Raw genomic sequence first — 26,525 nt, forward strand, 5'->3', positions numbered from 1 at the left:
CGCAGGATCTTCAGTCATTAAACCCACTTATTCCCCGGGGGGCAAGCAAAGAGCGCCCAGCCCCCCGGATGCGGCCCCCGCTGAAGTTACACGGATGTCACAACCTGAGCCAGCGACCTTCACCTCCGGCCCCCAGAGTCGACCCATACGAGGAGGCACCGATGAGAATGCAAGTCCTGGCCCGCACCCTTCTGGCTGCTCTGGTGGGAATGTCCGCGACCGCCCAGACCGTCAAGGTCGATCCCAAGGTCACCACCTACAAGAAGGTCTCCGGGATCAGCGGGAACCTGAACTCCATCGGGTCCGACACCCTGAACAACCTGATGGCCTATTGGGTTGAGGGATTCAACAAGAAGTATCCCAATGTGAAGATCCAGGTGGAAGGCAAGGGCTCGACCACCGCCCCTCCGGCCCTCATCGAGAGCACCAGCCAGCTCGGTCCCATGAGCCGCGAGATGAAGCACGAGGAGATCGACAAGTTCGAGAAGAAGTTCGGTTATAAGCCCACCAAGGTGGCCGTCGCCATCGACACGCTGGCCGTGTTCGTGAACAAGAACAGCACCGTCAAGTCCCTGAGCCTCCAACAGGTTGACGCCATCTTCTCCAAGACCCGCAAGGGTGGGCTGGCCAAGGACATCAAGACCTGGGGCGATCTCGGCCTGACCGGCGAGGCGGCCTCCAAGACCATCAGCCTCTACGGCCGCAACAGCGCCAGCGGCACCTACGGGTATTTCAAGGAGCACGCGCTCTTCAAGGGCGACTTCAAGGACACCGTCAAGGAACAGCCCGGTTCCTCCTCTGTGGTCCAGAGCGTCGGGTCCGACCGCTTCGCCATCGGCTACAGCGGCATCGGCTACGCCACCTCGGGCGTCCGCGCCGTGCCCCTCTCCGATGAGAAGAAGAACGGCGGCGCGTCCTTCGCCGCGACCTACGAGAACGCCTTGAGCGGGAAGTACCCCCTGTCCCGCTACCTCTATGTCTACATCAACAAGGACCCGAAGAAGCCCGTGGATCCCCTGACCCGCGAGTTCCTGAAGTTCGTGCTCAGCAAGGAGGGCCAGGAGATCGTCGTGAAGGACGGGTTCCTCCCCCTCACCGCCAAGATGGAAGCCGACGAGATCGCCAAGCTGAAGTAAGGAAGTCGCGCGCGGGCGTGCCGGGGGGATCCTCCGGCACGCCCGTGTTTTGACCCGGACCCGACCCTCTTACGAGACCCCATGCCCAGCACCCCCTCCAATCAGATCCGCGCCCAGCGCATGGATCGGTTCATGGCCTTCACCATTTCAGGTGGGGGCATTCTGATTATTGGCGCCGTGCTGGCGATGCTTCTCTTCATCCTGAAGGAAGCCGTCCCGCTGTTCATTCCGCCCCAGTCCAAGTCCGTCGCGACCCTGCAGGCACCCCAGTCCGCCGCTGGCTGGCTGGATGAATCCGGGAAGGCGGGCGTGTTCCTGTCCCCGACGGAGGGCGTGAAGGCCCTCCGGCTCCCGGAAGGAACCCCCCTCCCCGTTCCCGCGGACGGCCCTCTCCTGCCCTGGAAGGCCCTCACGCCCGCCACGCCGCGGGGTGAGTGCCTCGTCATCGGGGCCGACGACCGGCTCTTCCTGGCCCGCATGGCCTGGTCGAAACCTGCCGGGGAGAACGACCCCGCCCAATGGACCCTGGAATCCCACTGGCTGGGCGGCGGACTGGTCGGGCCGCAGGTGGGCGAGATCCTGACCTTCCAGATCCTGGAGGGCGGCGGCCTCGCCGGTGGAACCACCTTGAGGGTGGCCGCCCGCCAGGGCGATGGCCTGGTCTGGTCCGAATCGGCCCTGGATGGCACGGGTGCCCTCGACTGGAAGGCGCTCCCCCTCGATCCCCGGCTCCACGCCACGGCCGCGGCCTGGAGCGGCGATGCCAAGAACCTCTTCGTCGGAACCCGGGAAGGCCAGCTGCTGGATGTGGATCCCGAGGCCAATGGCGTCCTCTCCTCCTCGGATTTCGGCGAGCCGGTCCAGTCCATGGGCTTCGCGCTGGGACACACCAGCCTCCTGGTGGGCGGGGCCCAGGGCAAGCTCGTCGCCTTCCAGCGGGTCCGGGTGAACGAGACCTTCCAGCTCCAGGCCTTCCACCACTTCCCCCGGCTGGACGGAGCCGTCCTGGGGTTCCAGCCGAGCCAGCGCGACAAGCGGTTCCTCGGCTGGACGGCCCGTCAGGTCGTGGTGGACCACCTGACCACGGAGCGGCGGCTGTTCTCCATGCGGATCGACGGTCCCGGCCACGCCACCCTGGCGCCCCGGGGCGACCTCATCCTCCATGCGAACGCCGCCACGGGCGCCCTGCACCTCTGGTCCCTGAGCGCGCCTCATCCGGAAGTCAGCTTCGGCCTGCTGTGGGGGAAGACCCACTACGAGGGGTACGAGAAGGCGGAATATGTCTGGCAGAGCACGGGCGGCACCGACGATTTCGAGCCCAAGTTCAGCCTCGTTCCCCTGGTCTTCGGAACCCTCAAGGGGACCCTCTACGCCATGCTCTTCGCGTTCCCCCTGGCGGTCCTCGGGGCGCTCTACACCTCGCAGCTGGCCTCTCCGCGCCTCCGGAATGTCATCAAACCCACGGTGGAGATCATGGCGGCCCTGCCCTCCGTCGTGCTCGGCTTCCTCGCAGGCCTCGTCATGGCCCCCCTGCTGGAAAAAATGGCCGTGGAAGTCTTCATCTACCCCTTCGCCGTCCTTTTCCTGGCCCTGCTGGTCATGCCCATCTGGAGCCGGCTGCCCCAGCCCTTCCGCAACGCCTTCGGCACCGGCCGCGAGGCGCTCTGGATGTTCCCGGTCCTGCTCGCGGGCATCTGGCTCGCCAGCCTCGCCGGCCCCTGGGTCGAGCACACGATGATGGGAGGCAGCTACCGCGCCTGGCTGCAGTCGGCCATGGGCGTCTCCTATGATCAGCGAAACAGCCTGGTGGTCGGCTTTGCCATGGGGTTCGCCGTCATCCCGATCATCTTCACGATCAGCGAGGACGCCCTGTCGAGCGTACCCCGTTCGCTCACCTCGGCCAGCCTCGCCTGCGGCGCCAGCCCCTGGCAGACCGCCTGGCGCGTGGTGCTCCCGACGGCAAGCCCTGGCATCTTCTCCGCCACCATGGTCGGCCTGGGCCGGGCCATCGGCGAGACGATGATCGTCCTCATGGCCACCGGCAACACCCCCGTGCTGGATTGGAGCCCCTTCAACGGCATGCGCACCCTCAGCGCCAACATCGCCGTGGAGATTCCGGAAGCCCCGCTCCATGGAACCCTCTACCGCATCCTCTTCCTCGCGGCCTTCCTTCTCTTCATCTTCACCTTCATCCTCAACACCGTCGCCGAGCTGGTCCGCCAGCGGCTGCGGCGCCGCTATGAGTCCATCTGATGAGCCGCTTGACCGAATCCTTCCGTCAAGGCGATATCTTCGTCTGGCTCTCCGCCACCGTCCTGGCCTTCTGCCTCGCCATGATCATCGGCCTGGCCGGGTTCATCGCGGCCAAGGGGCTGGGCTACTTCTGGCCCAGTCCCATCGTCCAGGTCCAGACGCCCGACGGGCCCCTGCTGGGGGAGATCACGGGCCATGAGCCCGCCCGCGGGGGGGAGTCGGAGAAGATCCAGTTCCGCGTCGCCAACCGGGATGTCTATGGCCAGGACTTCCGCTGGATCCCGGCCGCCGACATCAGCAGCGCTCCGGAACGGCCGAAAGATGCCCTGCTCATCGAACGACTCGAATACGGTCCCTTCATCGGCCGGATCGCCTCCATCAGCCACCAGGGCGAAGTCGTGGCCACCGGGACGCGTGCCTTGGCCGAGGCCCAGGGTCACCTGGGCGAAGCCTTCCGCCTGCGGCGCCGCATCCAGTCCATCGAGAAGGGCGAAGTCGGGGAACTCAACCGCCGCATCGAAGCCATCCGGCTGGATCGCCGCAAAGCCGAAAAGCGCGGCGATGCGGCCCTCCTCGAGTCGCTGGATGCCAAGGTTTCCGCCCTCCAGGCCACCTATGACCAGGTCCAGACGGGCCTGGAGGACCTCCGGGCGCAGTCCAGAACCTGGACCCTTTCCCTGTCAACGGCCGATGGCCAGGTCAAAGAGCTGCCCCTGGCCTCCGTGGTCAGGCTGGTGCCCGCCAACGACATGAATGTCTTCGGGAAGCTGGGCGTGTATGCCTCGCGCCTCTGGGAATTCATGGCCGATTCGCCGCGGGAATCCAATACCGAGGGCGGCATCTTCCCCGCGATCTTCGGCACCGTGATGATGGTGCTGGTGATGTCGGTCCTGGTGGTTCCCCTGGGCGTGATCACGGCCCTCTACCTTCGCGAATACGCCCGGCAGGGCTGGCTGGTCCGGGCCGTCCGCGTGGCCGTGAACAATCTGGCGGGCGTCCCCTCCATCGTGTTCGGCGTGTTCGGCCTGGGCTTCTTCGTCTACGGCCTCGGGGGCACCATCGATCACCTCTTCTACGCCGACAGCCTGCCCACGCCCACCTACGGGACCGGCGGCATCCTCTGGGCCTCCCTGACCCTGTCGCTGCTGACGGTGCCCGTGGTGGTGGTGGCCACCGAGGAGGCGCTGGGAGCGGTGCCCCGTTCCCAGCGGGAAGCCAGCCTGGCCATGGGCGCCACCAAGTGGCAGACCCTCTGGAATGTCGTCCTGCCCAGCGCCACCCCCGGCATTCTCACCGGCCTCATCCTGGCCATCGCCCGGGGCGCGGGCGAGGTGGCGCCCCTCATGCTCACGGGTGTGGTGAAGCTCGCTCCCGCCATGCCCCTGGATGGAACCTTCCCCTTCCTCCACCTGGACCGGAAATTCATGCACCTCGGGTTCCACATCTACGATGTCGGGTTCCAGAGCCCCAATTCCGAGGCCGCCAAGCCCATGGTCTTCATGGCCTCGCTGCTGCTGCTGCTGGTGGTGGTCATCCTCAACCTGTTTGCCCTGAACCTGCGGCGCAAGCTGCGGGAACGCCTGGGCGGGAGCACATTCTAATCATGCCTACCGGAGCCCTCGCCATGGAAATCGACGACCCTCGCCCGGTGCCGGAGCCCGCGCTCCTGCCAGCACCGATCAACGGATCCGGTTCGCGCCCCGGGATCCTCCCCAGGGCCCATCTCCCCCTGCCGGACCCCAACGCCGGGCCGGCGCCGACCATGCTGCGGGTCGAGCGGCTGAACCTGTTCTACGGCGGGAAGCAGGCCCTGTCGGACATCAACCTGCAGGTGGCCCCGAACTCGGTCATGTCGTTCATCGGCCCCTCGGGATGCGGCAAGAGCACGCTGCTCCGCTGCCTGAATCGGATGAACGACCTCATCGAGAATGTCCGGATCGAGGGCCGGGTCCTGCTGGGCGATACGGACCTCTACGCTCCCGAGACGGATGTGATCGCCCTCAGGAAGCGCGCCGGCATGGTGTTCCAGAAGTCGAACCCCTTCCCCAAGTCCATCTTCGAGAATGTGGCCTATGGCCTTCGCATCCAGGGCCAGCGGGACCGCACGGTGCTGGAAGAGGCCGTCGAGACCAGCCTGAAGGGGGCCGGCCTGTGGGACGAGGTCAAGGACCGGCTGAAGGACTCGGCCAACGGGCTCTCCGGAGGCCAGCAGCAGCGGCTCTGCATCGCCCGGGCCCTGGCGGTGAATCCCGAAGTCCTGCTGATGGACGAACCCTGCTCCGCCCTCGACCCCATCGCCACCGCCAAGATCGAGGACCTCATCACCGAGCTGAAGGAGCGCCTCACCATCGTGATCGTCACCCACAACATGCAGCAGGCCGCCCGGGTCAGCGACTTCACGGCCTTCTTCTGGCTGGGCAAACTGGTCGAGATGGACCTGACCGAGCGGATCTTCACCACGCCTAGGGTGCAAATGACGGAAGACTACATCACGGGGAGGTTCGGCTGATGCGGCTGTTCGACACGGAACTCAAGGAGCTGCGGGATGGCATCATGGCCATGGCCGGCGTGGCCGAGGAGATGATCGACCTCACCATCCAGGCCCTGACGGAGCCTTCCCCGGCCAAGGCCGAGCAGGTCAACCAGCTCGATCGCCGCATGGACGAGTGGGAGCTCAAGCTCGACCAGCAGTGCATCGACCTCCTGGCCCTTCACTCCCCTGCGGCTTCGGACCTCCGGCGCATCGCCTCGAGCCTCAAGATCATCCCCGAGCTGGAGCGCATCGGCGACCACTGCTGCAACATCGCCCGCCGGGTGTCCCTGGTCCATCCGCCCATCCTGGCCGGCAACGACCTGGAGCAGCTGGGCACCGAAACGCGGAACATGGTCCGCCGCGCGGTGGACGCCTTCGTCAGCAGCGACGCCGCGCTGGCCCAGGCGGTGATCCTGAGCGACGACAGCGTGGACGCCCTCTACGGGAAGATCTACCGCGACCTGCTGCGAATCATGCTGGCGGATCCCCTCTGCATCGAGCGGGCCAGCCACCTGATCCTCGTCATCAAGAACTGGGAGCGCATCGCCGACGAGGCCACCAACATCGCCGAGGAAGTCCTCTTCATCCTCGATGGCCGGAACGCCAAGCACCCGTACCTCCGCGGCAACTCCGTAGAATAGCGACGAAGGGTCCCATGCCCCACATTCTCCTCCTGGAAGACGACACCGAGATCCGCCTGGGTCTCGAGCAGCATTTGCGCCGGGAGGGCTTCAGCCTGACCAGCGTGGGCACCGGCCGGGATGCCCTCCAGGCCCTCAGCGCGCCAAGTCCCAGGCTCGATGCGGCCCTGCTCGATCTGAGCCTGCCCGACATGGACGGCCTCGATGTGCTGAGAGCCATCCGGACCCACGCTTCGCACCGCGGCCTCCCCGTGCTGCTCGTCACCGCCCGGAGCGAAGAGATCGACCGGGTGCTCGGCCTCGAGCTCGGCGCGGACGACTATGTATCCAAACCCTTCTCGGCCCGGGAGCTGGCAGCCCGCCTGCGGGCCATCCTCCGGCGCGCGGTGCCCACCGAAGTCGCGGATCGCGCCCCCCAGCTGACCTTCGGCCCCATCACCGTGGACCTCGACATGCACACGGCGCGGGTGGACGGCCAACTGGTGGACCTCACCCGACGGGAGTTCGAGCTGCTGGCTTATTTCCTCGGCAATCCCCGCCGCGTCCTGAGCCGCGAGAAGATCCTGCAGCAGGTGTGGGGCCTGGAATACCTGGGCGAAAGCCGCACCATCGATGCCCATGTCCGACGGGTCCGGGCCAAGCTGGGCGAGCCTGCGGCCGACCTCATCGAAACGGTCGTGGGCGTCGGCTACCGGCTCGGCGGGCCGGCCGGCGCCTAAGCGCCACAGCCTTTGAGAACGGACCCTAATCCTCCTGCCGGCTTGGCAGCGGGGGCAGCATCACCCGGAAGGTGGCGCCCTCGCCCGGCCTGCTCTCCACGGTGACCTCGCCGCCCATCAGACGGCAGAGGTGCTTCACGATGGCCAAGCCCAGGCCGGTGCCGGGTTTGGCCTTCGTCGCCTGGGAGCGGTAGAACCGCTCGAAGATCCGCCCCTGGTCGGCCGAGGGTATGCCGGGCCCCTGATCTTTGACCTCCCACAGCTGCCCCCGCTCGGAGAGCCTGACGCGGAGCTCCACCCGGCCGCCCGGCGGGCTGAACTTGATGGCGTTGGAGAGCAGGTTTTCCACCACCTGGCTCAGGCGCAGGGGGTCCGCCAGGAGGGTGGCCCCTTCGGGAGCCTCGACCTCCACCGCCAGGCTGACGCCGGCCCCGGCGAGGCGCGCCTGCTGGTCCTTCACGAGGGAAGCGAGGAAGGTCGCCAGATCCAGGCGCACGGGGTCGAGATGAAGGGCCCCGCTTTCGATGCGGCTCAGCTCGGAAAGATCCCCCAGCAGCAGGGAGAGTCGATCCACGGATCGGAGGATGGACTGGGCCCCGGCCTGGGCGGAGTCCGGCAGCGCCTCTTCCTGCAGATTCTCGGCGGCGATGCGGATGGCCGTCACCGGCGTCTTCAGTTCGTGGCTGACATTGGAGATGAATTTCTGCCGCGTGGTCTCGAGGGCCTCCTGGCTCGTCACATCATCGAGGGTGAGCAGCACGCCGCTGACGGAGCCCGTGGGGGCGAAGGGGATGGCCCGCACCCGGAGGGTCCGGCCCGCCCGCGCCAGCCGCCATTCCGAAGGCGCGCCCCGATAGGCCTTCTGAACCGCGGCGGAGCTGTCCGGGTCGCGGAACACCTCGCCTACCACCATGCCCTTCGCCAGGGGCGCCCCCAGCCCCAGGTGGCGCTGGGCGGCGGGATTGAACTGCTCCAGACCGCCAGCGGGGCCGAACAGCAGCACCCCCTCTTCGAGCCTCGCCATGATGCTGGGCAGCAGCCGGTCCTCGCGCGCCGCCCGCTCGCGGAGATCCAGGTTCTCCTGTTCCAGGGCCGACCAGGCCCGCGGCAGGTCCTCGATGGTCCTGGGCCTGGAGCCGCCCAGCAGCTGGCCCAGGGGCTCCGCCACCAGGCGCACCTGCCAGCGGGCCATGAGAATGACCACCAGGAACACCGTCGCGACGAGTCCCAGGGTCCAGGGGACCGAGGCCCCCTGATGGACGCTCATGCCCAGCCCAAGGCCGAGGAAGAGCACCGACCCCAGGCAGACCAAGGCCCGCCCCAGAAAAACCCGCACCCCGGATCCGACCTCGCGCTGAATCTCGTGTTCCGCCATGCCCTCAGACCATACACCTTCCCCGCGGCCCCACCCATCGCCCCGCCGCCAATTTACGCTCCGTTTACACCTCCGGAGCCGGTACAGTGGGAAACGGATCTGTGGGAGTTGTCATGTCCTTGAATGCCGTGATGCGCTGGCTCAAACCCAGGGAAATGGTCTTTTTCGATCTCCTGGAATCGGCCTCCGGAAATGTCTACCAGGCCGCCCAGCTCTTCGACCGGGAGATCCGCAGCGCCGATCCGGCCCGGTTTGCGGAGTTGCGCAGGCAGATGAAGGACCTGGAGCACACCGGCGACGACATCACCCACGAGATCATCGACCGCCTGAACCACACCTTCGTCACGCCCATCGATCGCGAGGACATCCTGACCCTCGCCCACGCCATCGACGATGTGATCGACCGCATCCATTCCGTGTGCGAACGCCTGATCCTCTATCGCATCAGCCAGGTGATGCCCGCGGTCACGGAGATCAGCTCCATCATCGTGGAGGGCGCCGGCGAGATCCTTCACCTCACGCGCTCCCTGCGCAACATGTCCAACCAGAAAGAGATCGGGGACCGCATCCGCCGGGTGCATGCCCTGGAGAACAAGGCCGACTCCATCTACCACGCGGGCCTAGCCCAGATCTTCGACAATCCGAAAGACCCCATCGAAGTGGTGAAGTGGAAGGAAATGCTCGAGAAGATCGAGGACGCCACCGACCGGATCGAGCTGGTGGCCAAGGTCATCGGCTCCACCGTCATGAAGAACGCCTGAGGCTTCGATGATCGAAGCGTTCCTCATTCCGTCCCTGGCGGTCCTGGTTCTTCTGGCCTGGGGCATCGATTACATCAACGGATTCCACGACACGGCCAATTCCATCGCCACGGTGGTGAGCACCGGCGTGCTCCCCGCCAAATACGCCCTCGTCATGTCCGCGACCCTCAATTTCGCCGGGGCCCTGGCGGGCACTTCCGTGGCCACCACCATTGCCAAGGGCATCGCCGACAGCCAGCATGTGGTCCCGGCCGTCATCGCGGCGGCCCTCATGGCGGCCATCACCTGGGATCTGCTCACCTGGTGGTTCGGCATCCCCTCCAGCACCAGCCACACCCTGCTCGGGAGCCTGGCCGGAGCCGTCGTGGCCCATGCGGGATTCGGGGCGCTCCACACCAAGAAGCTCGAGGAGATCGGCGCCTTCATCATCATCTCCCCGGCCATGGGCTTCATCGTGGGCATGCTGCTCATCCTGATCATCCTGTGGGTCGTCCGCCATTTCTCCGGGCACAAGGTGAATGTCGTCTTCCGCAAGGCGCAGCTGGTGAGCGCCGCGGCCATGTCCTTCACCCACGGCCAGAACGATGCCCAGAAGGCCATGGGCATCATCTGTCTCGCGCTCATCGCGTACAAGTTCCATCTCCCCGTGGATGCCAAGGCCAAGGTGATCATCCCGCTCTGGGTGAAGATCGGCAGTGCCAGCTTCATGGCCCTGGGCACCGCCTCGGGCGGCTGGAAGATCATCAAGACCATGGGCTCGAAGATCGTGAAGCTGCGCCCCATCCACGGCTTCGCCGCCGAGACCGCGGCTGCGGCAGTGCTCTTCACCACCGCCCACTTCGGCATTCCGGTCAGCACCACCCACAGCATCACCGGCGCCATCATGGGCGTCGGCACCTCCATGAACGCCAGCGCGGTGCGCTGGGGTGTGGCCGGCAACATCGTCGTGGCCTGGGTGCTCACCATTCCCATCAGTGCCCTCCTCGCGGCGGGATTCCTCAAGCTGGTGGCGCCCTTCTTCTGAGCCCACGCTGGTTCACGCAGATGTGACGCTCCCGTTTCCAGCGCGCCTCATCCTTCTGCGAGACTGATAGGCCCGATTCGCGGATGGCTTGTAACTACCCGGTATCAAGGTGTTTGCGCGGAATTGCCGCGACCATCGCGGGACCGTCATCCCCGCCTCCGATCCTGGTTCCAACACCAGGGAGGTACGGCATGACCATCGAGACCCTCGCCCCCCATCCAGAGGGAGCCCGCTACGCGGTGCGTCCGCTTTCCAGCTCGGACTACGCCCACCTCCGCCGCCTCGAGGCGGAGATCTGGTCTGGAGACGGCGCCGGCGAACTCTGCCCCCACTACCTGCGCCTCTGCACCGAGCTCTACGGCGACTGGTGCTTCCTCGCCCTCGACGGCGACCGGCCCGTGGGCTATGTCCTGAACTTCGTGAAGGGCACCACCGCCTACTGCGCCACCCTGGCGGTCCACCCCGACTACCAGAAGGGGCGGGTGAACTACCTGCTCATCCGCGCCATGGTCTCCAAGCTGCTGCAGGAGAAGGTGGACGAGTGCCGTTTCCTGGTGGAGCCCGGCAACGCCGATGCCCGCAGCGTCCACAACGCCCTCGGTGCCCGGGTGGTGGCCGAGGTGAAGGACTTCTACGCCCCCGGCGACACGCGCCTCTGGTCCGCCATCACGCGCGATGACCTGGAGCGCGTCCGGGCCCGCTACACCCGCCTCAAGCTGGTGAGCTAGTGAGCTGGGCCGGCGTCCTCTGGCCCACCTTCGCCCTGCTGCCCCGACTGGCGGTCGGCACGGAGCCCCAGCCCGGCATGCACCGCTGGGCCCAGCGGCTCCTTCCGGCCCTGGGCCTGGATCTGGAGATCGCCGGCCAACCCCGCCAAGACATCCCCCTCTGGGTGGCCAACCACCTCAGCTGGGTCGATCCCGTGGTGCTCATGAGCCTCCGCCCCATGGGCACCATCGCCAAGGGCGAAGTCACGGGGTATCCGCTCATCGGACGGTGGGCCCGGAAGTCCGGCATCCACTTCGTGGACCGGGAGGATGCCACCAGCCGCGCGGCGGCTCTGGCCAGCTTCACCACCTCGCTCCAGAGCGGCCGGGACATGCTCCTATTCCCCGAAGGCACCACCACCCGCGGTGAGCGTCTGGCTCCCTTCTACGAGGGCGGGCTGCGGGCCGCCTACGAACTGGGGCTGCCCGCCCAGCCCATCCGCCTCAGCAGTCCCGCGCCCCACTACCCCTGGACCGGCGACGAGACCCTGCTCCCGCACCTCCGCGCCCTGTTCGCCGCCCGCACCCCCCTCACCGTGACGGCTGAGGCCCCACTGCATCCGGAGGACTTTCCCGATGCAGCCCAGTGGCTCGCCGCCTTTCGAGCCGCCCTCTCCCCCCGGAGCCTCGATGTCCGCTGACCTTCTTCTGCAGGGCCTCCGCACGGGCCTCACGCCCTTCTTCGGCCTCCCCCTCTGCATCGATCCCCGCCCTGCCACCGGCGTGGTGCTCGGCGCGCCCTGTGATGCGGGCGTCATCAACCGCCCCGGGGCCCGCCTGGGGCCCTGGGCGATGCGCGCAGCCGCCATGGGCATGGGTTCCCACCCAATGCCCGGGCGGCTCCGGGAGGCCCGCCCCGCCCTCGGCCCTGCGGCCGCCCAGGGCTGGCTGGACGGCGGCAACATCCCCACCCTGCCCTTCTCCCTGGCGGAAGCCCTCGAAACCGTGCAGGCCACCGTGGGCGCCTGGGCCATGACCGGCTGCCGCACGCTGATGCTGGGCGGCGACCACGCCCTCACCCTCGGCGCCCTGCGGGCCTTGGCCCGCCAGCACGGTCCCCTCGGCCTGCTGCATCTGGACGCCCACCCGGACGCGGCCGATGGAGCCGCCTGGGGCACGGACATCCACCATGGCACCTGGCTCCGCCAGGCCCTGGAGGAAGGCCTGGTGGACCCGACCCGCGTGGTGCAGGCAGGCCTGCGGGCGCCGCGCTTCGATGATGACGAGCTGGCCTTCCTCCAGGCGGCCGGCGTGCGCATGTGGACACCCGGGGACCTGCGCGATCCGCAGCTGGCACCCCGACTGGAAGAGGACCTGGCGGCCGTGGGCCGGGGCCCCGCCTATCTGAGCCTGGATCTGGATGCCCTGGACCCGGTGCTGGTGCCGGCCGTGGCCGAGCCCGTGCCCGGCGGCCTGAGCCTGGAAGAAGCCCTGCGCCTGATCCACGCCGCGCGGCAGTGGCCCGAGCCCTGGGTGGGCGCCGATCTCATGGAACTGGCCCCCACGCTGGAGGGCGCCGAGGCCAGCGCCCGGATCGCCGTCCATCTCGCCCTTCATCTGCTGGTCTGAGGAGTTTGCATGAGCACCCCCACGCCCTTCGAGGCCTTCCAAACCATCCACGGGGCCCCCACCTGGGACGACATCGTCACGGGCCATGATTTCGGCTTCCTCGGCACCCTTGAGATCCAAGGCTGGGTCCCCGGAGAAGGTCCTGCCGCGACCCGCCTGCGGGCCCTCCGGGGCGAGGACCTCCGCACCTTCGAAGCCCACCTCTGGGCCGCCTGCGCCGAGGCGGTGGGCAAGACGCCCAGGCCCGGCAGCACCCGCTGGTCCCAGGCCCAGGATCGCTGGCGGGAGGCCCTCCTGCGCGAAGCCCTGTCCGCGGAAACCACCACCGCGCAGCTGGCGCGCCGCGTGGAGCAGCTCTACGAGCAGGTGGGGTGCCCCGAGGACATGCTGGTCATGCTGAAACCCTCCCAGCCTTGGTCGGGCCTGCCGGCCACCGTGGATCCCCGGGCGGTGCAGCAGTTCCTCAGTCGGACTAGCCGGGACTCATCCCATCGATCGAGGTTCAATCTCTAGGCTTGTGGCACCCTGAGGTCTCCACCAGGATTGCCGATGCCCCTGCCCGACCTCAGGCTGGATGATGTGCTGCTCGGTGGCTCGCCGAGGCCGGAGCCCCTGCTCCGCTGGCTGCTGGCGGCCTCGCCCGAGGCCCCCGCGGGAGGCGAACCCCACCGCACCGCCCAGCTGCGGTACCTTCTCGGCGCCCTGGCCGAACGAGGGCTCACGGGCCCCCTGGCCGAGGCCTGGAATCACGCTTCGGCCATCCGCCTTCTGGCGGAGACGGGCCTGCCGGACCGCACGACCCTGATGGGCGAAGGTTTCCTGCGCCTGGCGGACCACCTCATCCCCCGTCTGGATCCCGAGGGCGATCTCTACGCCCTGCTGGACCGGCTGGATCTGAAGGAGGCCGACGCGGCCTGGATCGAATCCCTGCCCGAAGACCTCCGGGCCGCCTGGGGCCGCATCCTGGCGCCGCCGCAGGAGACCTGGGTCCACGCCGCCTGCCTGCTTTCCCACCGGGCTGCCGCCGTGGGCCTGTCGCGCGATCTGCTGGCGCTGAGCCCCGAGGGCAGCGATGCGGATTCGCCCTTCTTCCACCTCACCCGGGCCGTCCAGGAAGCTGCGGATCGTCCCCTGGACGCCTCAGCCCACGCAGCCTGGGAGGCCTGCCGCACGGCCTGCGTGGCCACCCTGGCCCGGGCCCATGCGAGCCTCGAAGCCCGGGGCGTCTCCACGGACCTGGTGTTCCGGCTCGAGCTGCTGGAGGCCCAGCTGGCGCGCATCGACCAGCTGCTCGACTTCGCCGGGGCCCGGGGAGACGGTACGGCCCTGGCCGCCGAGCTGGTGCGGGGGAGCGCTTCCCAGCACGGGCTACGATTCCTGCTGCGCACCGTGGTCAAGCGCCTGGCCCGCAAGGTCGTGGAGCACACCGGCGAGACCGGCGAGCACTACATCGCCCGGGACCGGGCGGAGTGGTGGGCCATGGGCCGTTCCGCCGCCGGAGGCGGCCTGGTCACCTCGCTCACGGCCCTGCTCAAGGCGGCCTTCACCGCCCTGCCCTTGGCGCCCCTGCTCGCGGGCCTCGCCCTCTCGGCCAATTACGCCATCAGCTTCTGCGCCATGCAGCTGATGGGCTTCAGCCTCGCTTCCAAGCAGCCGGCCATGACCGCCGCCGCCCTGGCCCGGGCGCTGGAAGAAGGGGACGACCAGGCCCGCGAGATCGAACTCGTGGCGGCCATCACGCGCACCCAGGTCATCGCCACCCTGGGCAATGTGCTGGCCACGACCCCGGCGGCCCTGGGCATCGTCGCCCTCTGGGCCTGGGCCACGGGCCACGGCCCCCTGGGAACCGAATCCGCCCTGCACGGCTTGCACGGCACGCACCCCTTCCACGGCTGGACCCTGGTCTACGCGGCCATGACCGGCGTGCTGCTGTGGCTCTCCAGCCTGGCCGCGGGCTGGACCGCCAACTGGAGCGCCTATCGCTGCCTGCCCGAGGCCCTGGCCCAGAACCACCGCCTTCAGGGCTGGCTAGGGCAGGCTGGCGCGGCCGCCCTGGGCCGTTTCATCCATCGGCATCTGGCGGGCTTCGCGGGCTATTCGGCCCTCGGCGGCCTGCTGGTCTTCGTGCCCATGGCCTTCGCCTTCGCGGGCATCCACCTGGAGGTCCGCCATGTCACCCTCCAGGCGGCCTCCCTGGCCCTGGCCTCGGCAAGCCTCTGGCTGAAAGGCATCCTGGCCTGGCGCGAGGTGCTCTGGGGTCTCCTGGGCATCGCCCTCATCGGGGTCATGAACTTCGCCTTCTCCTTCGCCCTGGCCCTCTGGACCGCCCTGCGCGCCCGCGACCTGAGCGGGCGCGCAGGGCGCCGCCTCGGGATCGGCCTCCTCAAGGCCTTCAACCGCCAGCCGGGGCGGTTCCTGGGCGCACCGCCGAAGACCCCGGCCAAGGCCCAGCCCCTCGTCGAAGAACCGCACTGAGGCCCAGGCGGAACCCGGTAAGCTGGATCCCCATCCCGGAGATCCCCATGCGCAGCCTGTTTCTCCCTGCCCTTCTCGCCGCCGCGGCCGCCCTTCCCCTCGCCGCCCAGGCCGCCCAGGACAAGCCCGCGCCCGTGCGCCTGACGCCCTTGCGGGTGAGCCCCGCCTGCACGGTGTCGCAGGAGATCGGCATCAGCAAGATCGACCTCGCCTTCGCGCGCCCTGCCGTGAAGGGCCGCAAGGTCTGGGGCGACCTGGTGCCCTTCGGCCAGGTGTGGCGGGCCGGCGCCAACAGCGCCACCGTGATCACCTTCAGCCATGCTGCCAAAGTGGCGGGCAAGGAGGTGCCTGCGGGCTCGTACGGCTTCTTCGCCGTTCCCGGCGAGAAGACCTGGACCCTCATCCTCAACAAGAAGGCCAAGCAGTGGGGGGCCTACGAGTACAAGGCCGAGGAGGATCTGGTGCGCTGGGAGGCCACCCCCCAGGCCGGATCCTTTCTCGAGTACCTGGACTACCGGGTGATCCCCACCGGAACCGGAGACGCCACGGTCGAGCTGGGTTGGGAGAAGTTGCGCGTGAGCTTCCCGGTGGCCTTCGACACCAAGGGGATCTACTGGACCCACCTGGAAAGCACCCTGAAGAAGGCCCCCGAGACCGACTGGGTGCCCTGGTATCAGGCCGCCGCCTACTGCCAGGCCCAGGGCATCGAACCCCAGAAGGCCCTCCTGTGGATCGAGAAGAGCCTCAAGGCCGGGGACAGCTTCTGGAACCACGAAACCGCCGCCCGGATCTACAGGGATGCCAAGCGGATGCCCGAGGCCCTTGCCCAGCTCGAAAAGGCCATCGATCTATCCAAGGGCAAGGCACCCAAGGAATACACCGAAAACCTCGAGAAGGAACGGGCAGAGTGGAAGGCCGGGAAATAGCCGCCGCCCCAAACCCGGCTAGACCTTCACGGCCATCCTGAGGAAGGACTCGGGAAGGCTGACACCGCTCCCCTTCAGGTTCGCCTGATGGACGAATACCGTCAGCCGACCCCCGATCCGCTCGAAGGCGATGGCGCCACCATCCGCGAACAGCTTCCGGCTGCTGCACACGACGAGCTTGCCCTGGCCGGCATAGAACCGGGTCTGATCCGAGGTGAAGGACCAGGCCACATTGGCTTTGGCGTCCACCGAAATGTCGGCCTTCTTGAGCTGGATGACCATGTCGAGTTCCCTGCAGGCGACCCGCCCTTCCGAGCCGGCGCTGCCGGCCAGGATCAGGAGGAACTTGGCCGCCTCTTCCACCGGGACCCCTTCGGCCAGAAGGGGCGCCGCAGGCAGGACGGCGACGAGGACCGCAGCCCCCAGGCATCGGGCCGCACGGGGGTGGTACGAGGGTCGAATCTGACGCAGCATGGCACGCTCCGTCCTCCCTTATCGTTCCAGCCCTTGACCACGCCGGGTCCAGCTGATGACGAACGGGTGAATTTATTCGATCCTCATCGAGGCCCCCTCAGACCCCCTTCTTCTCCGCGCCCCAGATGACCTTGTGCAGCTGCACCTGCAGGCGCACGGGCAGGTCGTCGGCGACGATCCGTTCGGCCAGCCAGGCCGGGTCGAGGCTGCCCCACACAGGGCTGAAGAGCACCTCCAGGCGGTCCCACACCTGCCGCTCGGCGCACCAGTCCCGGGCCCACTCATAGTCGGCCGGATCGCAGAGGACGAACTTCAGCTCGTCCTGGCCGGGGACCATGTGGTCAAGGTTGGTTTCGAGCCAGCGGTGGACCTCGCCGCTGCCGGGGGTCTTGCGGTCCACGATCTTGATGACCTCCCGGGGCACGGCCGCCAGATCGTGGCTGCCGGCCGTTTCCAGGGCCACTTCATAGCCCAGGTCCAGCAGGGCCCGGAGGAGTTCCGGGGCCTGGGGATGGGCCAGGGGCTCGCCGCCGGTCAGTTCCACGAAGGGGGCGTTGGGTCCCTTCCGGGGCGGGCCGAGGCGCTGCCGTGTTTCGGCGAGCAGGTCATCCAGCTCCCGCAGGGTCCCGTCGTAGAAGGCGTAGGCCGTGTCGCAATAGGAGCAGCGCAGCGGACAGCCGGTGAGGCGGATGAACAGGCAGGGCCGGCCGATCCGGGCGCCCTCCCCCTGGATGCTGTGGAAGACTTCGTTGACCTTGACCTTCATCGATCCACCCAGCGCCGGCCGCCGTCCTGCGTCAGGATGTCGCCCGTGAGGAAGGGGCTGTCGGCGGCGAAGCGCACCGCGCGGCAGAGGTCGGCGGGATCCCCCAGGCGCTTGAGCAGGGTGCGCTGGGCCAGGAAGCCGGCATCGCTCCCTTCCGCCGGCAGCACCGCCCCCAGGGCATGGCCCACCACCCGCACCTTCGGCGCCAGTAGCTGGGCGAGCCCCGGCACGAGGGCGGCCAAGCCGGCCTTGGCGGCGCTGTAGGGCAGGCGCTCGAGCCAGGGGTGGTGGATGGAGGTGTCCAACAGGAGCTGAAGGCAGGCATCGGTGACGAGCCGAGGCCCAAGGGCCTGGGCGCAGAGGAAGGGGAAACTCAGGTTCATGCGCCAGGTGGCCTCAAGGAGCTCCGGCGTCCAGGTGCCGAGGGGGCTTTTCGGGAAGGTCCCCGCCAGGATCACGGCGCCGGAAATCGCCCATCCATCTGACGCCAACCTGTCCAGATCTGCCATCATGCGGGACACCAGTTCCGGGTTCTCGGCATCCCACTGAAGCGTCCGGATCCGTGCCGTCTCCGACAAGTCATCCACCCAGGTTTCCCCGTCCCAGGGCTCTGAGCTGGTCAGCACCAGGTCGTGGTCCCGGGCCAGATCCTCCGCCAGGGCCCGCCCCAGCCGCCGCCTTCCGCCCACCAGCACCCAGCAGGCCCGATCCTTCCGCGAGATCCGCTCCATCCGGGCATATTCCCACAAAGGCACCATGAATCCCTACCTCAAACGCATCCGTTGGCGCCTGCTGTGGATCAGCTTCGCCTGCCTGACGCTGGCGCTGGGATCCTTCGCGCTCAACCAGTGGGTCTATGCCGCCTCGGATGACCAGTGCTCCTGGGTGGTGGAAAACGGGAAGGTCGTCATCCGCGAGATCCTGCCCGAGGGCGTGGCCGAGGAGGCGGGACTCCTCGAGGGCGATGAGCTGGTGAAGATCCAGGGCCGCGCCTTCGAACCCACCCAGGAAGGCACCCTCAAGGCCCAGCGCTTCATCAACTCCAAACCCCAGGGCGCCATCCTGATCTACACGGTGAAGCGCCAGGGCCGTCAGATCCTGCTGCCCCTGCGCCTCGTGAAGCCCCTGGAACCGGTGCAGCTGGCCCTGCTGCTGAACGGCATCCTCGCCTGGGCCATCAGCCTGCTGGTGGTGCTGTCGGCCCCTGAGCGAAAGACCTCCCGCCATTTCTTCTACCTGGCGGCCACGGCCCTGCTGATGTCGGGAGCCACGCTCTCGGGCAATGCGCCGATCGCCATGCGGATCGCCATCGCCCTGATGACCGCCGTCGCCATCGCCCTGCTGCCGCCGCTGTGGATCCACTTCTTCCTCCGCTTCCCGCACGCCTTCGCGCTCCGCCGGAACCGGCGCTTCCTCCAGGCCGTGTACGGAACCTTCGCGGTGCTCTCCCTGTGGCTGCTCTTCGTCCGGCTGTGGGCCATCTTCACCGACGGCGCCCTCCGCACGCCCGCGGGCGTGGCTCCCGAAGGCATGCTCAAGGCCGCCCTGGGTGCCTTCGGCCTGCCCATCCCGCTCTATGTGGTAGCCGCCCTCACCGGCCTGGGTTTCTTCCTGGCAGGCACTTTCCGGACCCACGAGCGGCTGCGCCGGGCCCTGCTGCCTTCGCTCATCGTGGCGGCGGTCCTCTGCCTCGACCTGGTGGCCTGGACCCTGCTCGATGCGAAATACGGGAAGAGCCTGCTCTTCCGCCGCCAGATCTTCATCTTCATGCTGCCGGCCCCCCTGCTGCCCCTGAGCTTCGCCTTTGCCATCTTCCGCCACGGCCTCTTCGATGTGCGGAAGGTGCTGCTGCGGTGGGTGAGCTACATGGCCATCCTCGGCATCACGATCGTGGCCTACCTGGGCGGCCTGGCCTGGGCCTTCTCCCACCTCTCCTCGATCCCGTCCGGCTGGGCCGGGGCCCTCATCGGCCTGCTGGCGCTCCCCCTGGGGTGGGCCCTGCGGCGCCTGCTCCGCGGCATCCGGCGGCGGTTCCGCCGGGACTTCTCCAGCACCCGCGAGATCGCCCTCAGCGCCGTGCGGGAGCCCCGCAAGCGCTTCAGCGAAGAGGCCCTGATCAAATCCCTGCGCCGCGCCCTGGGCGAGGCCTTCCAGCCGCAGTTCCTGGAAGTGCTGCCCATCGAGGAGCGGCAGATCCTCCTGCCCGCCGCCGAAGCCGTGGACCGGGACGATCGTCGCCTGCACTTCCCGCCCCAGCCCCTCCGGCTCCCCCCAGGGCTGCTCCGCCTCGCCCGCGAGAACCGCGAGCTGGTGCTGGGTCTCGGCAGCGAGGAGGCCGACTGGATCCGCGAGCAGGGCGAAGGCGTGCGGGCCCATGTGGATGCCCTGGAGGCCCAGCTGCTCCTGCTCATCGTCGCCGGGGACCAACCCCACAGCGCCGTCCTGCTGGGGGGCAAATACGCCGAGTTGAACTACGGCCGGGAGGACCGCGAGCTGCTGCGCGAAGTGGCCCTGGCCGCCGGCCAGGTGCTGGAGACCGCTGTGATGCACCAGCGCCTCGTGGCCCAGGAGCGGCTCAGCCAGGAACTGGAAACAGCCCGCCGCATCCAGGAGGGCCTGATCACCTCCCATCTGCCGCCCATCCCGGGCTTCCAGGTCGCCCTGCGGCTTGAGCCCGCCCTGGAAACCGGCGGCGACCTGCTCTTCGTCAAGCGGCGCCCCAGCGGCAACTGGCTGGCCGCCGTGGGCGACATCTGCGGGAAAGGCCTCGCCGCGGCGCTCTACATGGCCCAGGCCACAGCGCTCCTCGAGCAGGCCGCCCAGCGGGAGGACCAGCGCCTGGAGGAGATCCTCTGCTCGCTGGACCACACCCTGCGGCAGCTGCTGGGTCAGCGGGGCTTCCTCACCCTGGTCCTGCTGGAGTGGGACGAGGCCGGCAACTACCGACTGGCCCGGGCCGGGCATCCCGGGGCGCTGCTGCTCCACGGCCTGTCGGAAGACTGCTCCACCGAGATGACGCCCCACGGCCGGGGCCTCGGCCTCCGCCCGGCGGGTCCCGGCGACTGGGAAGTCATCGAAGGGGTGCTGCCTCCCAAGGGCTGGATGGTGCTCTACAGTGACGGCCTGTCCGAGGCCATGAACCGGGACGGTGAACTCTACGGCGTGGGCCGCCTGGGCAACCAGCTGCGCCGCCTCTGGGGTACCGGCAGCCCCCGGGCCGCCTGCGAGGCGGTCTTCCAGGATGTGGCCGCCTTCGATACCCAGAACCGCGACGACCGGACTCTGTTTATCCTGGGAAGGGAGCACGCATGAGCCGCCCCACCCTCCGATGGACCATCCCCGCCCTGCTGGCGCTCCAGCTGGTGATGCTCTGGATCCAGGGCGCCCAGCTCCACCGCCAGGGCCAGGTGCTGCAGGCGCTGCGGGAGGACATCCAGCTCCTGACGGAATCCATCGAGAACAGCCAGGCGCCCGCCTCCTATGAGGATGACGGCGCCGCCGTGCCCGCCTCCTTCCTGCCCAAGCAGACTCCGCCGCGGAAGAGCGCCGCGGTCCTGGGCGTGCAGGAGGAGCAGGAAGCGGCCTCCAAGGACCTGCAGGCTTCGCGCGAATCCGCCCAGAAGGCCGTGAAGGACGCCCGGGAGGCGCAGTCCAAGCTCTCCCTGGAGGAGAACGCCCGCAAGGCCGAGGAAGGCAAGAAGGTTCAGGCGGCCACCACCGCCTGGCAGCGCTGGGTCTATGGCGCCCTGGCGCTCCTGGCGCTGGCGCTGGTGGCCCGCGCAGTCATCCAGCGGCGCGGCTGATGTCCCTGCTCGAGTACCTGCGCGAAGATCCCGAGTGCCGGAATCTGGCTGAGGGCGCCGTGCACGCCGTGGCGCCGGCCCTGGACGATCCCGTTCCCGACCATGTCGCCCTGCAGCTCAACGAGTGGGCCTTCACCCTCGCGGGCCGCATGCCCCTGCCCTGGAACACCCACAAGGCCCTGGACGCGCTCAACCACCTGCTCTTCGCGGAACTCGGCTTCACCGGCGACCGCGAGACCTACGACGATCCGCTGAATGCGCTGCTCCCGGCCGTGATCGCCCGGCGGAAGGGCCTGCCCATCTCGCTGTCCATCCTCTGGATCGACCTGGCCCGGCGCATGGGATTCGATGCCGTCGGCGTGAGGCTCCCGGGCCACTTCATCGCCGCCCTGCGCACGGACTTCGGCCTGCTCTGCTTCGACCCCTTCCACCAGGGGCGGCCCGTGGGCGAGGAAGGCGGAGCCGAGCTGGTGAAGTCCGCCACCGCCGGCCGCGTGGCCTTCCACCGGGACATGCTCAGCCCCGCGCCCGACCGGCAGATCCTCGTCCGCCTCGTGCGGAACCTGCACCTGCGCTTCATGCATGCGGAGGACTGGGAAGAGGCCCTCTGGACCGGCACCCACCTCATCCTCCTCGAGCCCAGCAATCCAAGGGCCCACAAGGAGCGCGCCTTCATCCACCTGCAGCGCGACGAGCCCGGACAGGCCCTCATCGACCTGCGCATGGCCCTACACCTCAGCCCCGACCCCGACCCCGAGATCCAGGAGTGGATGCGGCAGCTGGAACGCTGAGCCCGCCTGCTAGGGGAGTTTCCGGATCGCCACGGTCACATCCACCTGTTTGTGGAGGAAGACGATCTGAACCCGCACCGGGCCCGCCGGGAACCGGAAGGTGAACTGGAAAGTCCGGGAGGCCTCGTCCCCTTCACAGAACGCGCGGAAGGAGCCCTCGAAGTCCTGGACGGAAGTGCACGGGGCCACTTCCGCGAAGAAGTTTCTGCCGAGGACGCTGCGGGGGACCCGCCCGGCGAGTTCACCTTCGGCCCGGTTGTAGGAGCGGATGATGCCATCCCGGGACAGCACAATGACGCCGAAGGGCAGCTTGTCGAGCTCCGCCTCGGTGAGGTCGGGAAGGCCCCGGAGCCGCAGGTAGCAAGGCTGGCAGATGCCGTGGGAATGCTCGGCCGCACTCTGTCCAACCAAAGCCCCGCACCAGGCACACAGCACTTCCGCCAACGCCGCTCCCGAGCCGTGAATTCATCCCAGCATAACAGCGGGGGCCCGAAGGCCCCCGCGCACTGAAGACTCGGGACTGCAGGCTATTTCTGCTGCGCCTCTACGACGGTGAGCGCCGTGAGGTGGATGATGTCGTTCAGATCGCTGTGGCGCTGCAGGACATGGACGGGAGCCGCCATGCCGCAGGTGATGGGGCCGATGACCTCAGCGTTCGCCAGCCGCTGCACCAGCTTGTAGCCGATGTTGCCACTGGTGAGGTCGGGGAAGATCAGCACATTCGGGCCGCCCGGCAGGTCCACCCAGGGGTAGTTCTCGGACAGGATGTCGGCGCCGAGGGCGGTGTCGGCCTGCATCTCGCCGTCGCACTTGAGGCCGGGCCGCTGGGCCTTGACGATCTCCACGGCCTTCTGGACCTTGCGGACCAGCGGATGCTCCACGCTGCCGAAATCGGAGAAGGACAGCATGGCGACCTGGGGCTCCATGTTGAAGGTGTCCTTCGCCAGATCCGCGGTCAGCAGCGCGATCTCGGCCAGTTCCTCGCTGCTGGGCTCGATGTTCATGGTCGTGTCGGAGAAGAACAGCACGCGGTTCTTCAGCACCATGGTGTAGACGCCGCACACACGCTTGACGCCCTTGCGGGTGCCGATGACTTCGAGGCAGGGGCGGATGGTGTCGGGGTAGTACATCGTCAGGCCGGCGATGAGACCATCGGCCTTGCCCAGGCGGCACATCATGGCACCGAAGTAGATGCGCTCCTGCATCTTGCGGCCAGCTTCGTCGCGGGTGACGCCCCGCCGCTTCCGCAGTTCCAGGAAGGCGTCCTCCGCCTCCGCGCGCCAGGCCACCGTCGCCGGATCCAGGATCTCGATGCCGTCCACGGAGATGCCGTGACCGGCGGCCACGGTCTTCACCTTGGCGGGGTCGCCCACCAGGATGGGCACGCAGATGCCCTCGTCCACCATCTGGGACACGGCCTGGAGGATCAGCGGATGGTCGCCTTCGGGGAAGACCACGCGCTTGGGATTGGCCTTGGCGCGGTGGACCACGCTGCGGATCACATCCTTGCTGCGGCCCTGGAGCCCTTCAAGGCGCTCCTTGTAGGCCTGCATGTCGGCGATGGGCTGCTTGGCCACGCCGGTCTCCATGGCGGCCTTGGCGACGGCGGGAGCCACCCACAGCAGCACGCGGGGATCGAAGGGCTTGGGGATGATGTACTCAGGACCGAAGCTGAACTTCTGGCCCGAGTAGGCCTTCACCACGGAATCCGGAACCTCTTCTTTGGCCAGGGCGGCCAGGGCCTTGGCGGCGGCCAGCTTCATGGGCTCGTTGATCTCCGAGGCGCGCACATCCAGGGCGCCGCGGAAGATGAAGGGGAAACCCAGGACATTGTTCACCTGGTTCGGGTAGTCGCTGCGGCCCGTGGCCAGGATGATGTCGTCGCGGGTGGCCTTGGCGGTGGGGTAGTCGATCTCAGGATCGGGGTTGGCCAGGGCGAAGACGATGGGGTCCTTGGCCATGCTCAGGAGCATCTCGGGCGTCAGGGCACCCTTGCTGGAGCAGCCCACGAACACATCCGCGTTCACGATGGTGTCGGCCAGGGTACGCCATTCGCTGGGCTTGGCGAACTTGTCCTTGTACTTGTTGTTGCCTTCCGTGCGGCCGGTATAGACCAGCCCCTTGGTGTCGCAGAGCCACAGGTTCTCGAGCTTCACGCCAGCGGCGATCATCATGTTGGCGCAGGCAATGGCCGAGGCCCCGGCGCCGCTGAACACCACCTTCATGTCGCTCAGCTTCTTCTTGACGATCTCGGAGGCGTTCATCAAAGCGGCCGTGCTGATGATGGCGGTGCCGTGCTGATCGTCGTGGAAGACGGGGATGTTCATCTCCTTCTTCAGACGGGTCTCGATCTCGAAGCACTCGGGGGCCTTGATGTCCTCGAGGTTCACGCCGCCGAAGGTGGGCTCCAGCGCCTTCACCACCTGGCAGAACCGGTCGATGTCCAGCTCATTGACTTCGATGTCGAACACATCGATATCGGCGAAGCGCTTGAAGAGCACGCCCTTGCCTTCCATCACCGGCTTGCCGGCCAGGGCGCCGATGTTGCCCAGGCCCAGGACGGCGGTGCCGTTGGAGATCACGGCCACCAGGTTGCCCTTGGCGGTGTACTTGTAGGCATCCTCGGGATTCTTCTCGATCTCCAGGCAGGGCTCCGCCACGCCCGGGGAGTAGGCGTTGGCCAGGTCGCGGGCCGTGGAGCAAGGCTTGGTGGCGACAACCTCGATCTTTCCCTTTCGTCCCTGCGAATGGTAGTCGAGGGCTTCCTGCTTACGACTCATGGCCACACTCCTTGAAATTGAGTGCCCTGGTTTTTGGGCTGAATGCCCCCAGCTTACACCTCGTCTTACGCGATCTTTCCTGGAAGGTCATCAATTCGCGGCATTGTTGCAGGAATCACAAGGAGCGCTTCCGCGCGGCCCTTCCCGGAGGTACGATCCAACGATCCCTCCACGGAGCATCCATGCGCCTGCTGCCCTTTCTGCTGCCCTGCCTGCTGGCCCTTCCGGTGGCCGCCCAGAAGACCAAGGCGCCCACCAAGGAATCCGCACCGAAACAGCCCCAGGTCGACTGGGACGGCGAGTGGACCCTCCAGGCCTCCCAGAGCGACAAGATCGACGAGCAGATCGACGCCCACCTGAAGGACCTGAACTTCGCCATGAAGCTCTTCTGGAAGAAGAAGCTCCAGGGCGCCTGCCGCAGCTTCAACAAGCTGGACATCCTGGCCGGGGACAGCTTCGCGGTGACCATGGGCCGGGAGCGCCCCATCGACACCCCGGCCGATGGCACCGAAAACGACTGGAAACGCAGCGACGATGTGGTGTTCAAGGCCACCCTCACCAAGGACGGGCCCACCATGATCCAGACCCTCGCCGGCGATGGCTACACGCTGAAGCATGTCTATTCGATGCGGAAGGACGGCAACTCCCTGGCCCTGCAGGTGACCTACGCCCATCCGAAGCTGGACAACCCCTTCTCATACAAATTCGTCTTCAAGCGGAACGACTGAGGGCTCCAGGCGCAAACTGGGGTCATGCGCCCGCTCGTCCCCCCGCCCCTCTCCTGCCGCGCGCCCTGGTGGGCAGCCTCCGGGCACCTGCAGACCATCCTCGGCAACTACCTGCCGGGCGAGCCGCCGACGCATCCCTCGGAACCCTTCCGCATCCAGCTTGCCGATGGCGACCAGCTCACGGGCCGGCACTACCCGGGTGAGAGCGATGCCCTGGTGCTGGTCTTCCATGGCCTGGGAGGAGACGACCAGGCCCACTATGTACGGCGCACCATCGCCCTGGCCCGGAAGCTGGGTCACCATGTCTGGACCGTGAACCACCGGGGCTGCGGCGAGGGGCGCGGCCTGGCGAAACAGCCCTACCACAGCGGTTCCGGCGAGGATCTGGGCGCGGCCTTCGCGGCCGCCCGTGAACGCCATCCGAACCTCCGGCAGTTGGCCATCGGCTACTCCCTCTCCGCCAACGCCCTGCTCCTGAACCTGGGGGGCGGGCTGCGGGGGCCGGCCGCCCAGCCCGACGCCGCCATCGCGGTGAACCCGCCGGTGGACCTCGGCGCCTGTTCCGACACCATCCACCGCGGCCTCAGCCGCCTCTACGAACTCCGCTTCATCCGGCGGTGCCGCAAGGCCATCCACCAGCGTGTGGAGGACGGCCTCATCCCCGACATCTACCGGACCGGCCCCCTGATGAGCCTGCGGCAGTTCGACGACGCCTACACCACGAAGGCCGCGGGCTTCCGGGATGCCGATGACTACTACGACCAGTGCTCGGCCCGGTCCCACCTGTCGAAGATCACCATCCCCACCGTGATCCTCATGGCCAAGGACGATCCCTTCATCCCCTGGCGGCATGCCGCCGAGGCCCAGCCTTCCCCGGCGGTCCACCTCCACTTCGAGTCCCGCGGCGGCCACATGGGCTACCTCAGCCGCGACCTGCCGGGCCACCGCTGGCTGCCCTATGCCGTGGAACACTATTCGAGGCAGCTGCTCGACGCCTAGATCGC

25 protein-coding genes are annotated in these 26,525 nt (G+C 68.0%); 19 read left to right on the forward strand and 6 right to left on the reverse strand.

The window, feature by feature from the left end; genetic code table 11:
• Nucleotides 1–161 precede the first annotated feature (161 nt).
• The 6 genes from QUD34_RS07985 to QUD34_RS08010 all read left to right on the forward strand — a co-directional run bounded on the left by QUD34_RS07985 (nt 162) and on the right by QUD34_RS08010 (nt 7,282).
• The gene (locus QUD34_RS07985; RefSeq protein WP_286353162.1) at nt 162–1,136 is read left to right on the forward strand and encodes a PstS family phosphate ABC transporter substrate-binding protein; all 975 of its coding nucleotides are present in this window, start codon (nt 162–164) and stop codon (nt 1,134–1,136) included.
• 81 nt (nt 1,137–1,217) lie between these two features.
• Entirely contained in the window at nt 1,218–3,389 is a 2,172-nt protein-coding gene (locus QUD34_RS07990) for an ABC transporter permease subunit (RefSeq protein ID WP_286353163.1), read from the forward strand.
• Entirely contained in the window at nt 3,389–4,990 is a 1,602-nt protein-coding gene (gene pstA, locus QUD34_RS07995; RefSeq protein WP_286353164.1) for a phosphate ABC transporter permease PstA, read from the forward strand. Before QUD34_RS07990 ends, pstA begins: the two co-directional genes overlap by 1 nt.
• Before the next feature lie 161 nt (nt 4,991–5,151).
• A complete protein-coding gene (pstB, locus tag QUD34_RS08000) occupies nt 5,152–5,898 on the forward strand; it encodes a phosphate ABC transporter ATP-binding protein PstB (RefSeq protein WP_286355989.1) in 747 nt (248 codons plus the stop codon).
• On the forward strand, nt 5,898–6,563 hold the full coding sequence (gene phoU, locus QUD34_RS08005; RefSeq protein ID WP_286353165.1) for a phosphate signaling complex protein PhoU: 666 nt from the start codon (nt 5,898–5,900) through the stop codon (nt 6,561–6,563). Before pstB ends, phoU begins: the two co-directional genes overlap by 1 nt.
• 14 nt (nt 6,564–6,577) lie before the next feature.
• Complete coding sequence (locus QUD34_RS08010) at nt 6,578–7,282, forward strand: response regulator transcription factor (RefSeq protein ID WP_286353166.1); 705 nt, start codon at nt 6,578–6,580, stop codon at nt 7,280–7,282.
• Between the two features lie 25 nt (nt 7,283–7,307).
• Here QUD34_RS08010 and QUD34_RS08015 read toward each other — a convergent pair whose 3' ends face one another.
• Nucleotides 7,308–8,657 (reverse strand): sensor histidine kinase, encoded by a 1,350-nt coding sequence (locus tag QUD34_RS08015; protein WP_286353167.1) that lies wholly within the window; start codon nt 8,655–8,657, stop codon nt 7,308–7,310.
• Nucleotides 8,658–8,770: 113 nt separating this feature from the next.
• Here QUD34_RS08015 and QUD34_RS08020 point away from each other — a divergent pair, with 113 nt between their 5' ends.
• The 8 genes from QUD34_RS08020 to QUD34_RS08055 all read left to right on the forward strand — a co-directional run bounded on the left by QUD34_RS08020 (nt 8,771) and on the right by QUD34_RS08055 (nt 16,179).
• Nucleotides 8,771–9,418, forward strand: coding sequence for a DUF47 domain-containing protein (locus QUD34_RS08020; RefSeq protein ID WP_286353168.1), 648 nt, complete (start codon nt 8,771–8,773; stop codon nt 9,416–9,418).
• Nucleotides 9,419–9,425: 7 nt separating this feature from the next.
• Nucleotides 9,426–10,442 (forward strand): inorganic phosphate transporter, encoded by a 1,017-nt coding sequence (locus QUD34_RS08025; RefSeq protein WP_286353169.1) that lies wholly within the window; start codon nt 9,426–9,428, stop codon nt 10,440–10,442.
• Between the two features lie 191 nt (nt 10,443–10,633).
• Entirely contained in the window at nt 10,634–11,170 is a 537-nt protein-coding gene (locus tag QUD34_RS08030; RefSeq protein WP_286353170.1) for a GNAT family N-acetyltransferase, read from the forward strand.
• A complete protein-coding gene (locus tag QUD34_RS08035) occupies nt 11,170–11,850 on the forward strand; it encodes a lysophospholipid acyltransferase family protein (protein ID WP_286353171.1) in 681 nt (226 codons plus the stop codon). The genes QUD34_RS08030 and QUD34_RS08035 overlap by 1 nt, the downstream gene beginning before the upstream one ends.
• A complete protein-coding gene (locus tag QUD34_RS08040; protein ID WP_286353172.1) occupies nt 11,840–12,778 on the forward strand; it encodes an arginase family protein in 939 nt (312 codons plus the stop codon). The genes QUD34_RS08035 and QUD34_RS08040 overlap by 11 nt, the downstream gene beginning before the upstream one ends.
• A 9-nt stretch (nt 12,779–12,787) precedes the next feature.
• Entirely contained in the window at nt 12,788–13,291 is a 504-nt protein-coding gene (locus QUD34_RS08045; protein WP_286353173.1) for a hypothetical protein, read from the forward strand.
• Between the two features lie 36 nt (nt 13,292–13,327).
• Nucleotides 13,328–15,253 carry a transporter-like protein gene (locus QUD34_RS08050; protein ID WP_286353174.1) on the forward strand — a complete coding sequence of 642 codons (1,926 nt, stop codon included), beginning with the start codon at nt 13,328–13,330 and terminating at the stop codon, nt 15,251–15,253.
• A 47-nt stretch (nt 15,254–15,300) separates the two neighbouring features.
• Nucleotides 15,301–16,179, forward strand: coding sequence for a DUF2911 domain-containing protein (locus tag QUD34_RS08055; protein WP_286353175.1), 879 nt, complete (start codon nt 15,301–15,303; stop codon nt 16,177–16,179).
• A gap of 18 nt (nt 16,180–16,197) precedes the next feature.
• On the opposite strand, the gene QUD34_RS08060 is transcribed toward QUD34_RS08055, so the two are convergent.
• From QUD34_RS08060 to QUD34_RS08070, 3 genes are all read right to left on the reverse strand, one after another.
• Nucleotides 16,198–16,653 (reverse strand): hypothetical protein, encoded by a 456-nt coding sequence (locus QUD34_RS08060; protein WP_286353176.1) that lies wholly within the window; start codon nt 16,651–16,653, stop codon nt 16,198–16,200.
• A gap of 97 nt (nt 16,654–16,750) precedes the next feature.
• Entirely contained in the window at nt 16,751–17,419 is a 669-nt protein-coding gene (locus QUD34_RS08065; RefSeq protein WP_286353177.1) for a radical SAM protein, read from the reverse strand.
• On the reverse strand, nt 17,416–18,177 hold the full coding sequence (locus QUD34_RS08070; RefSeq protein WP_286353178.1) for an SDR family NAD(P)-dependent oxidoreductase: 762 nt from the start codon (nt 18,175–18,177) through the stop codon (nt 17,416–17,418). Before QUD34_RS08070 ends, QUD34_RS08065 begins: the two co-directional genes overlap by 4 nt.
• On the opposite strand from QUD34_RS08070, the gene QUD34_RS08075 reads away from it, so the two are divergent.
• Genes QUD34_RS08075 through QUD34_RS08085 form a run of 3 tightly spaced genes read left to right on the forward strand, consistent with a single transcriptional unit; the run spans nt 18,176 to nt 22,013 of the window.
• Nucleotides 18,176–20,731: a SpoIIE family protein phosphatase gene (locus QUD34_RS08075; RefSeq protein WP_286353179.1), complete on the forward strand. Its 2,556-nt coding sequence runs from the start codon at nt 18,176–18,178 to the stop codon at nt 20,729–20,731. The two genes, QUD34_RS08070 and QUD34_RS08075, sit on opposite strands and share 2 nt — an antisense overlap.
• Nucleotides 20,728–21,222, forward strand: a complete 495-nt coding sequence (locus QUD34_RS08080; RefSeq protein ID WP_286353180.1) for a hypothetical protein — start codon at nt 20,728–20,730, stop codon at nt 21,220–21,222. The genes QUD34_RS08075 and QUD34_RS08080 overlap by 4 nt, the downstream gene beginning before the upstream one ends.
• Nucleotides 21,222–22,013, forward strand: a complete 792-nt coding sequence (locus QUD34_RS08085) for a SirB1 family protein (RefSeq protein ID WP_286353181.1) — start codon at nt 21,222–21,224, stop codon at nt 22,011–22,013. The genes QUD34_RS08080 and QUD34_RS08085 overlap by 1 nt, the downstream gene beginning before the upstream one ends.
• A 9-nt stretch (nt 22,014–22,022) precedes the next feature.
• On the opposite strand, the gene QUD34_RS08090 is transcribed toward QUD34_RS08085, so the two are convergent.
• Both QUD34_RS08090 and QUD34_RS08095 read right to left on the reverse strand, forming a co-directional pair.
• Nucleotides 22,023–22,448 carry a PAS domain-containing protein gene (locus QUD34_RS08090; RefSeq protein WP_286355990.1) on the reverse strand — a complete coding sequence of 142 codons (426 nt, stop codon included), beginning with the start codon at nt 22,446–22,448 and terminating at the stop codon, nt 22,023–22,025.
• A gap of 92 nt (nt 22,449–22,540) precedes the next feature.
• Nucleotides 22,541–24,793, reverse strand: a complete 2,253-nt coding sequence (locus QUD34_RS08095; RefSeq protein ID WP_286353182.1) for an NADP-dependent malic enzyme — start codon at nt 24,791–24,793, stop codon at nt 22,541–22,543.
• A gap of 182 nt (nt 24,794–24,975) precedes the next feature.
• Here QUD34_RS08095 and QUD34_RS08100 point away from each other — a divergent pair, with 182 nt between their 5' ends.
• Both QUD34_RS08100 and QUD34_RS08105 read left to right on the forward strand, forming a co-directional pair.
• A complete protein-coding gene (locus QUD34_RS08100; protein ID WP_286353183.1) occupies nt 24,976–25,521 on the forward strand; it encodes a hypothetical protein in 546 nt (181 codons plus the stop codon).
• Between the two features lie 24 nt (nt 25,522–25,545).
• The gene (locus QUD34_RS08105) at nt 25,546–26,520 is read left to right on the forward strand and encodes a YheT family hydrolase (protein ID WP_286353184.1); all 975 of its coding nucleotides are present in this window, start codon (nt 25,546–25,548) and stop codon (nt 26,518–26,520) included.
• The last annotated feature ends 5 nt before the right edge of the window (nt 26,521–26,525 follow it).

Origin of the sequence: Geothrix oryzae (assembly GCF_030295385.1) — a bacterium.
GTDB classification, from domain to species: Bacteria; Acidobacteriota; Holophagae; order Holophagales; family Holophagaceae; genus Geothrix; species Geothrix oryzae.

Bases quoted from the DNA above. Each gene is read 5' to 3' on its own strand.
- QUD34_RS07985 (WP_286353162.1), top strand. From the start codon at position 162: ATGAGAATGCAAGTCCTGGCCCGCACCCTTCTGGCTGCTCTGGTGGGA.
- QUD34_RS07990 (WP_286353163.1), top strand. From the start codon at position 1,218: ATGCCCAGCACCCCCTCCAATCAGATCCGCGCCCAGCGCATGGATCGG.
- pstA (WP_286353164.1), top strand. From the start codon at position 3,389: ATGAGCCGCTTGACCGAATCCTTCCGTCAAGGCGATATCTTCGTCTGG.
- pstB (WP_286355989.1), top strand. From the start codon at position 5,152: ATGCTGCGGGTCGAGCGGCTGAACCTGTTCTACGGCGGGAAGCAGGCC.
- phoU (WP_286353165.1), top strand. From the start codon at position 5,898: ATGCGGCTGTTCGACACGGAACTCAAGGAGCTGCGGGATGGCATCATG.
- QUD34_RS08010 (WP_286353166.1), top strand. From the start codon at position 6,578: ATGCCCCACATTCTCCTCCTGGAAGACGACACCGAGATCCGCCTGGGT.
- QUD34_RS08015 (WP_286353167.1), bottom strand. From the start codon at position 8,657: ATGGCGGAACACGAGATTCAGCGCGAGGTCGGATCCGGGGTGCGGGTT.
- QUD34_RS08020 (WP_286353168.1), top strand. From the start codon at position 8,771: ATGTCCTTGAATGCCGTGATGCGCTGGCTCAAACCCAGGGAAATGGTC.
- QUD34_RS08025 (WP_286353169.1), top strand. From the start codon at position 9,426: ATGATCGAAGCGTTCCTCATTCCGTCCCTGGCGGTCCTGGTTCTTCTG.
- QUD34_RS08030 (WP_286353170.1), top strand. From the start codon at position 10,634: ATGACCATCGAGACCCTCGCCCCCCATCCAGAGGGAGCCCGCTACGCG.
- QUD34_RS08040 (WP_286353172.1), top strand. From the start codon at position 11,840: ATGTCCGCTGACCTTCTTCTGCAGGGCCTCCGCACGGGCCTCACGCCC.
- QUD34_RS08045 (WP_286353173.1), top strand. From the start codon at position 12,788: ATGAGCACCCCCACGCCCTTCGAGGCCTTCCAAACCATCCACGGGGCC.
- QUD34_RS08050 (WP_286353174.1), top strand. From the start codon at position 13,328: ATGCCCCTGCCCGACCTCAGGCTGGATGATGTGCTGCTCGGTGGCTCG.
- QUD34_RS08055 (WP_286353175.1), top strand. From the start codon at position 15,301: ATGCGCAGCCTGTTTCTCCCTGCCCTTCTCGCCGCCGCGGCCGCCCTT.
- QUD34_RS08060 (WP_286353176.1), bottom strand. From the start codon at position 16,653: ATGCTGCGTCAGATTCGACCCTCGTACCACCCCCGTGCGGCCCGATGC.
- QUD34_RS08065 (WP_286353177.1), bottom strand. From the start codon at position 17,419: ATGAAGGTCAAGGTCAACGAAGTCTTCCACAGCATCCAGGGGGAGGGC.
- QUD34_RS08075 (WP_286353179.1), top strand. From the start codon at position 18,176: ATGAATCCCTACCTCAAACGCATCCGTTGGCGCCTGCTGTGGATCAGC.
- QUD34_RS08070 (WP_286353178.1), bottom strand. From the start codon at position 18,177: ATGGTGCCTTTGTGGGAATATGCCCGGATGGAGCGGATCTCGCGGAAG.
- QUD34_RS08080 (WP_286353180.1), top strand. From the start codon at position 20,728: ATGAGCCGCCCCACCCTCCGATGGACCATCCCCGCCCTGCTGGCGCTC.
- QUD34_RS08085 (WP_286353181.1), top strand. From the start codon at position 21,222: ATGTCCCTGCTCGAGTACCTGCGCGAAGATCCCGAGTGCCGGAATCTG.
- QUD34_RS08095 (WP_286353182.1), bottom strand. From the start codon at position 24,793: ATGAGTCGTAAGCAGGAAGCCCTCGACTACCATTCGCAGGGACGAAAG.
- QUD34_RS08100 (WP_286353183.1), top strand. From the start codon at position 24,976: ATGCGCCTGCTGCCCTTTCTGCTGCCCTGCCTGCTGGCCCTTCCGGTG.
- QUD34_RS08105 (WP_286353184.1), top strand. From the start codon at position 25,546: ATGCGCCCGCTCGTCCCCCCGCCCCTCTCCTGCCGCGCGCCCTGGTGG.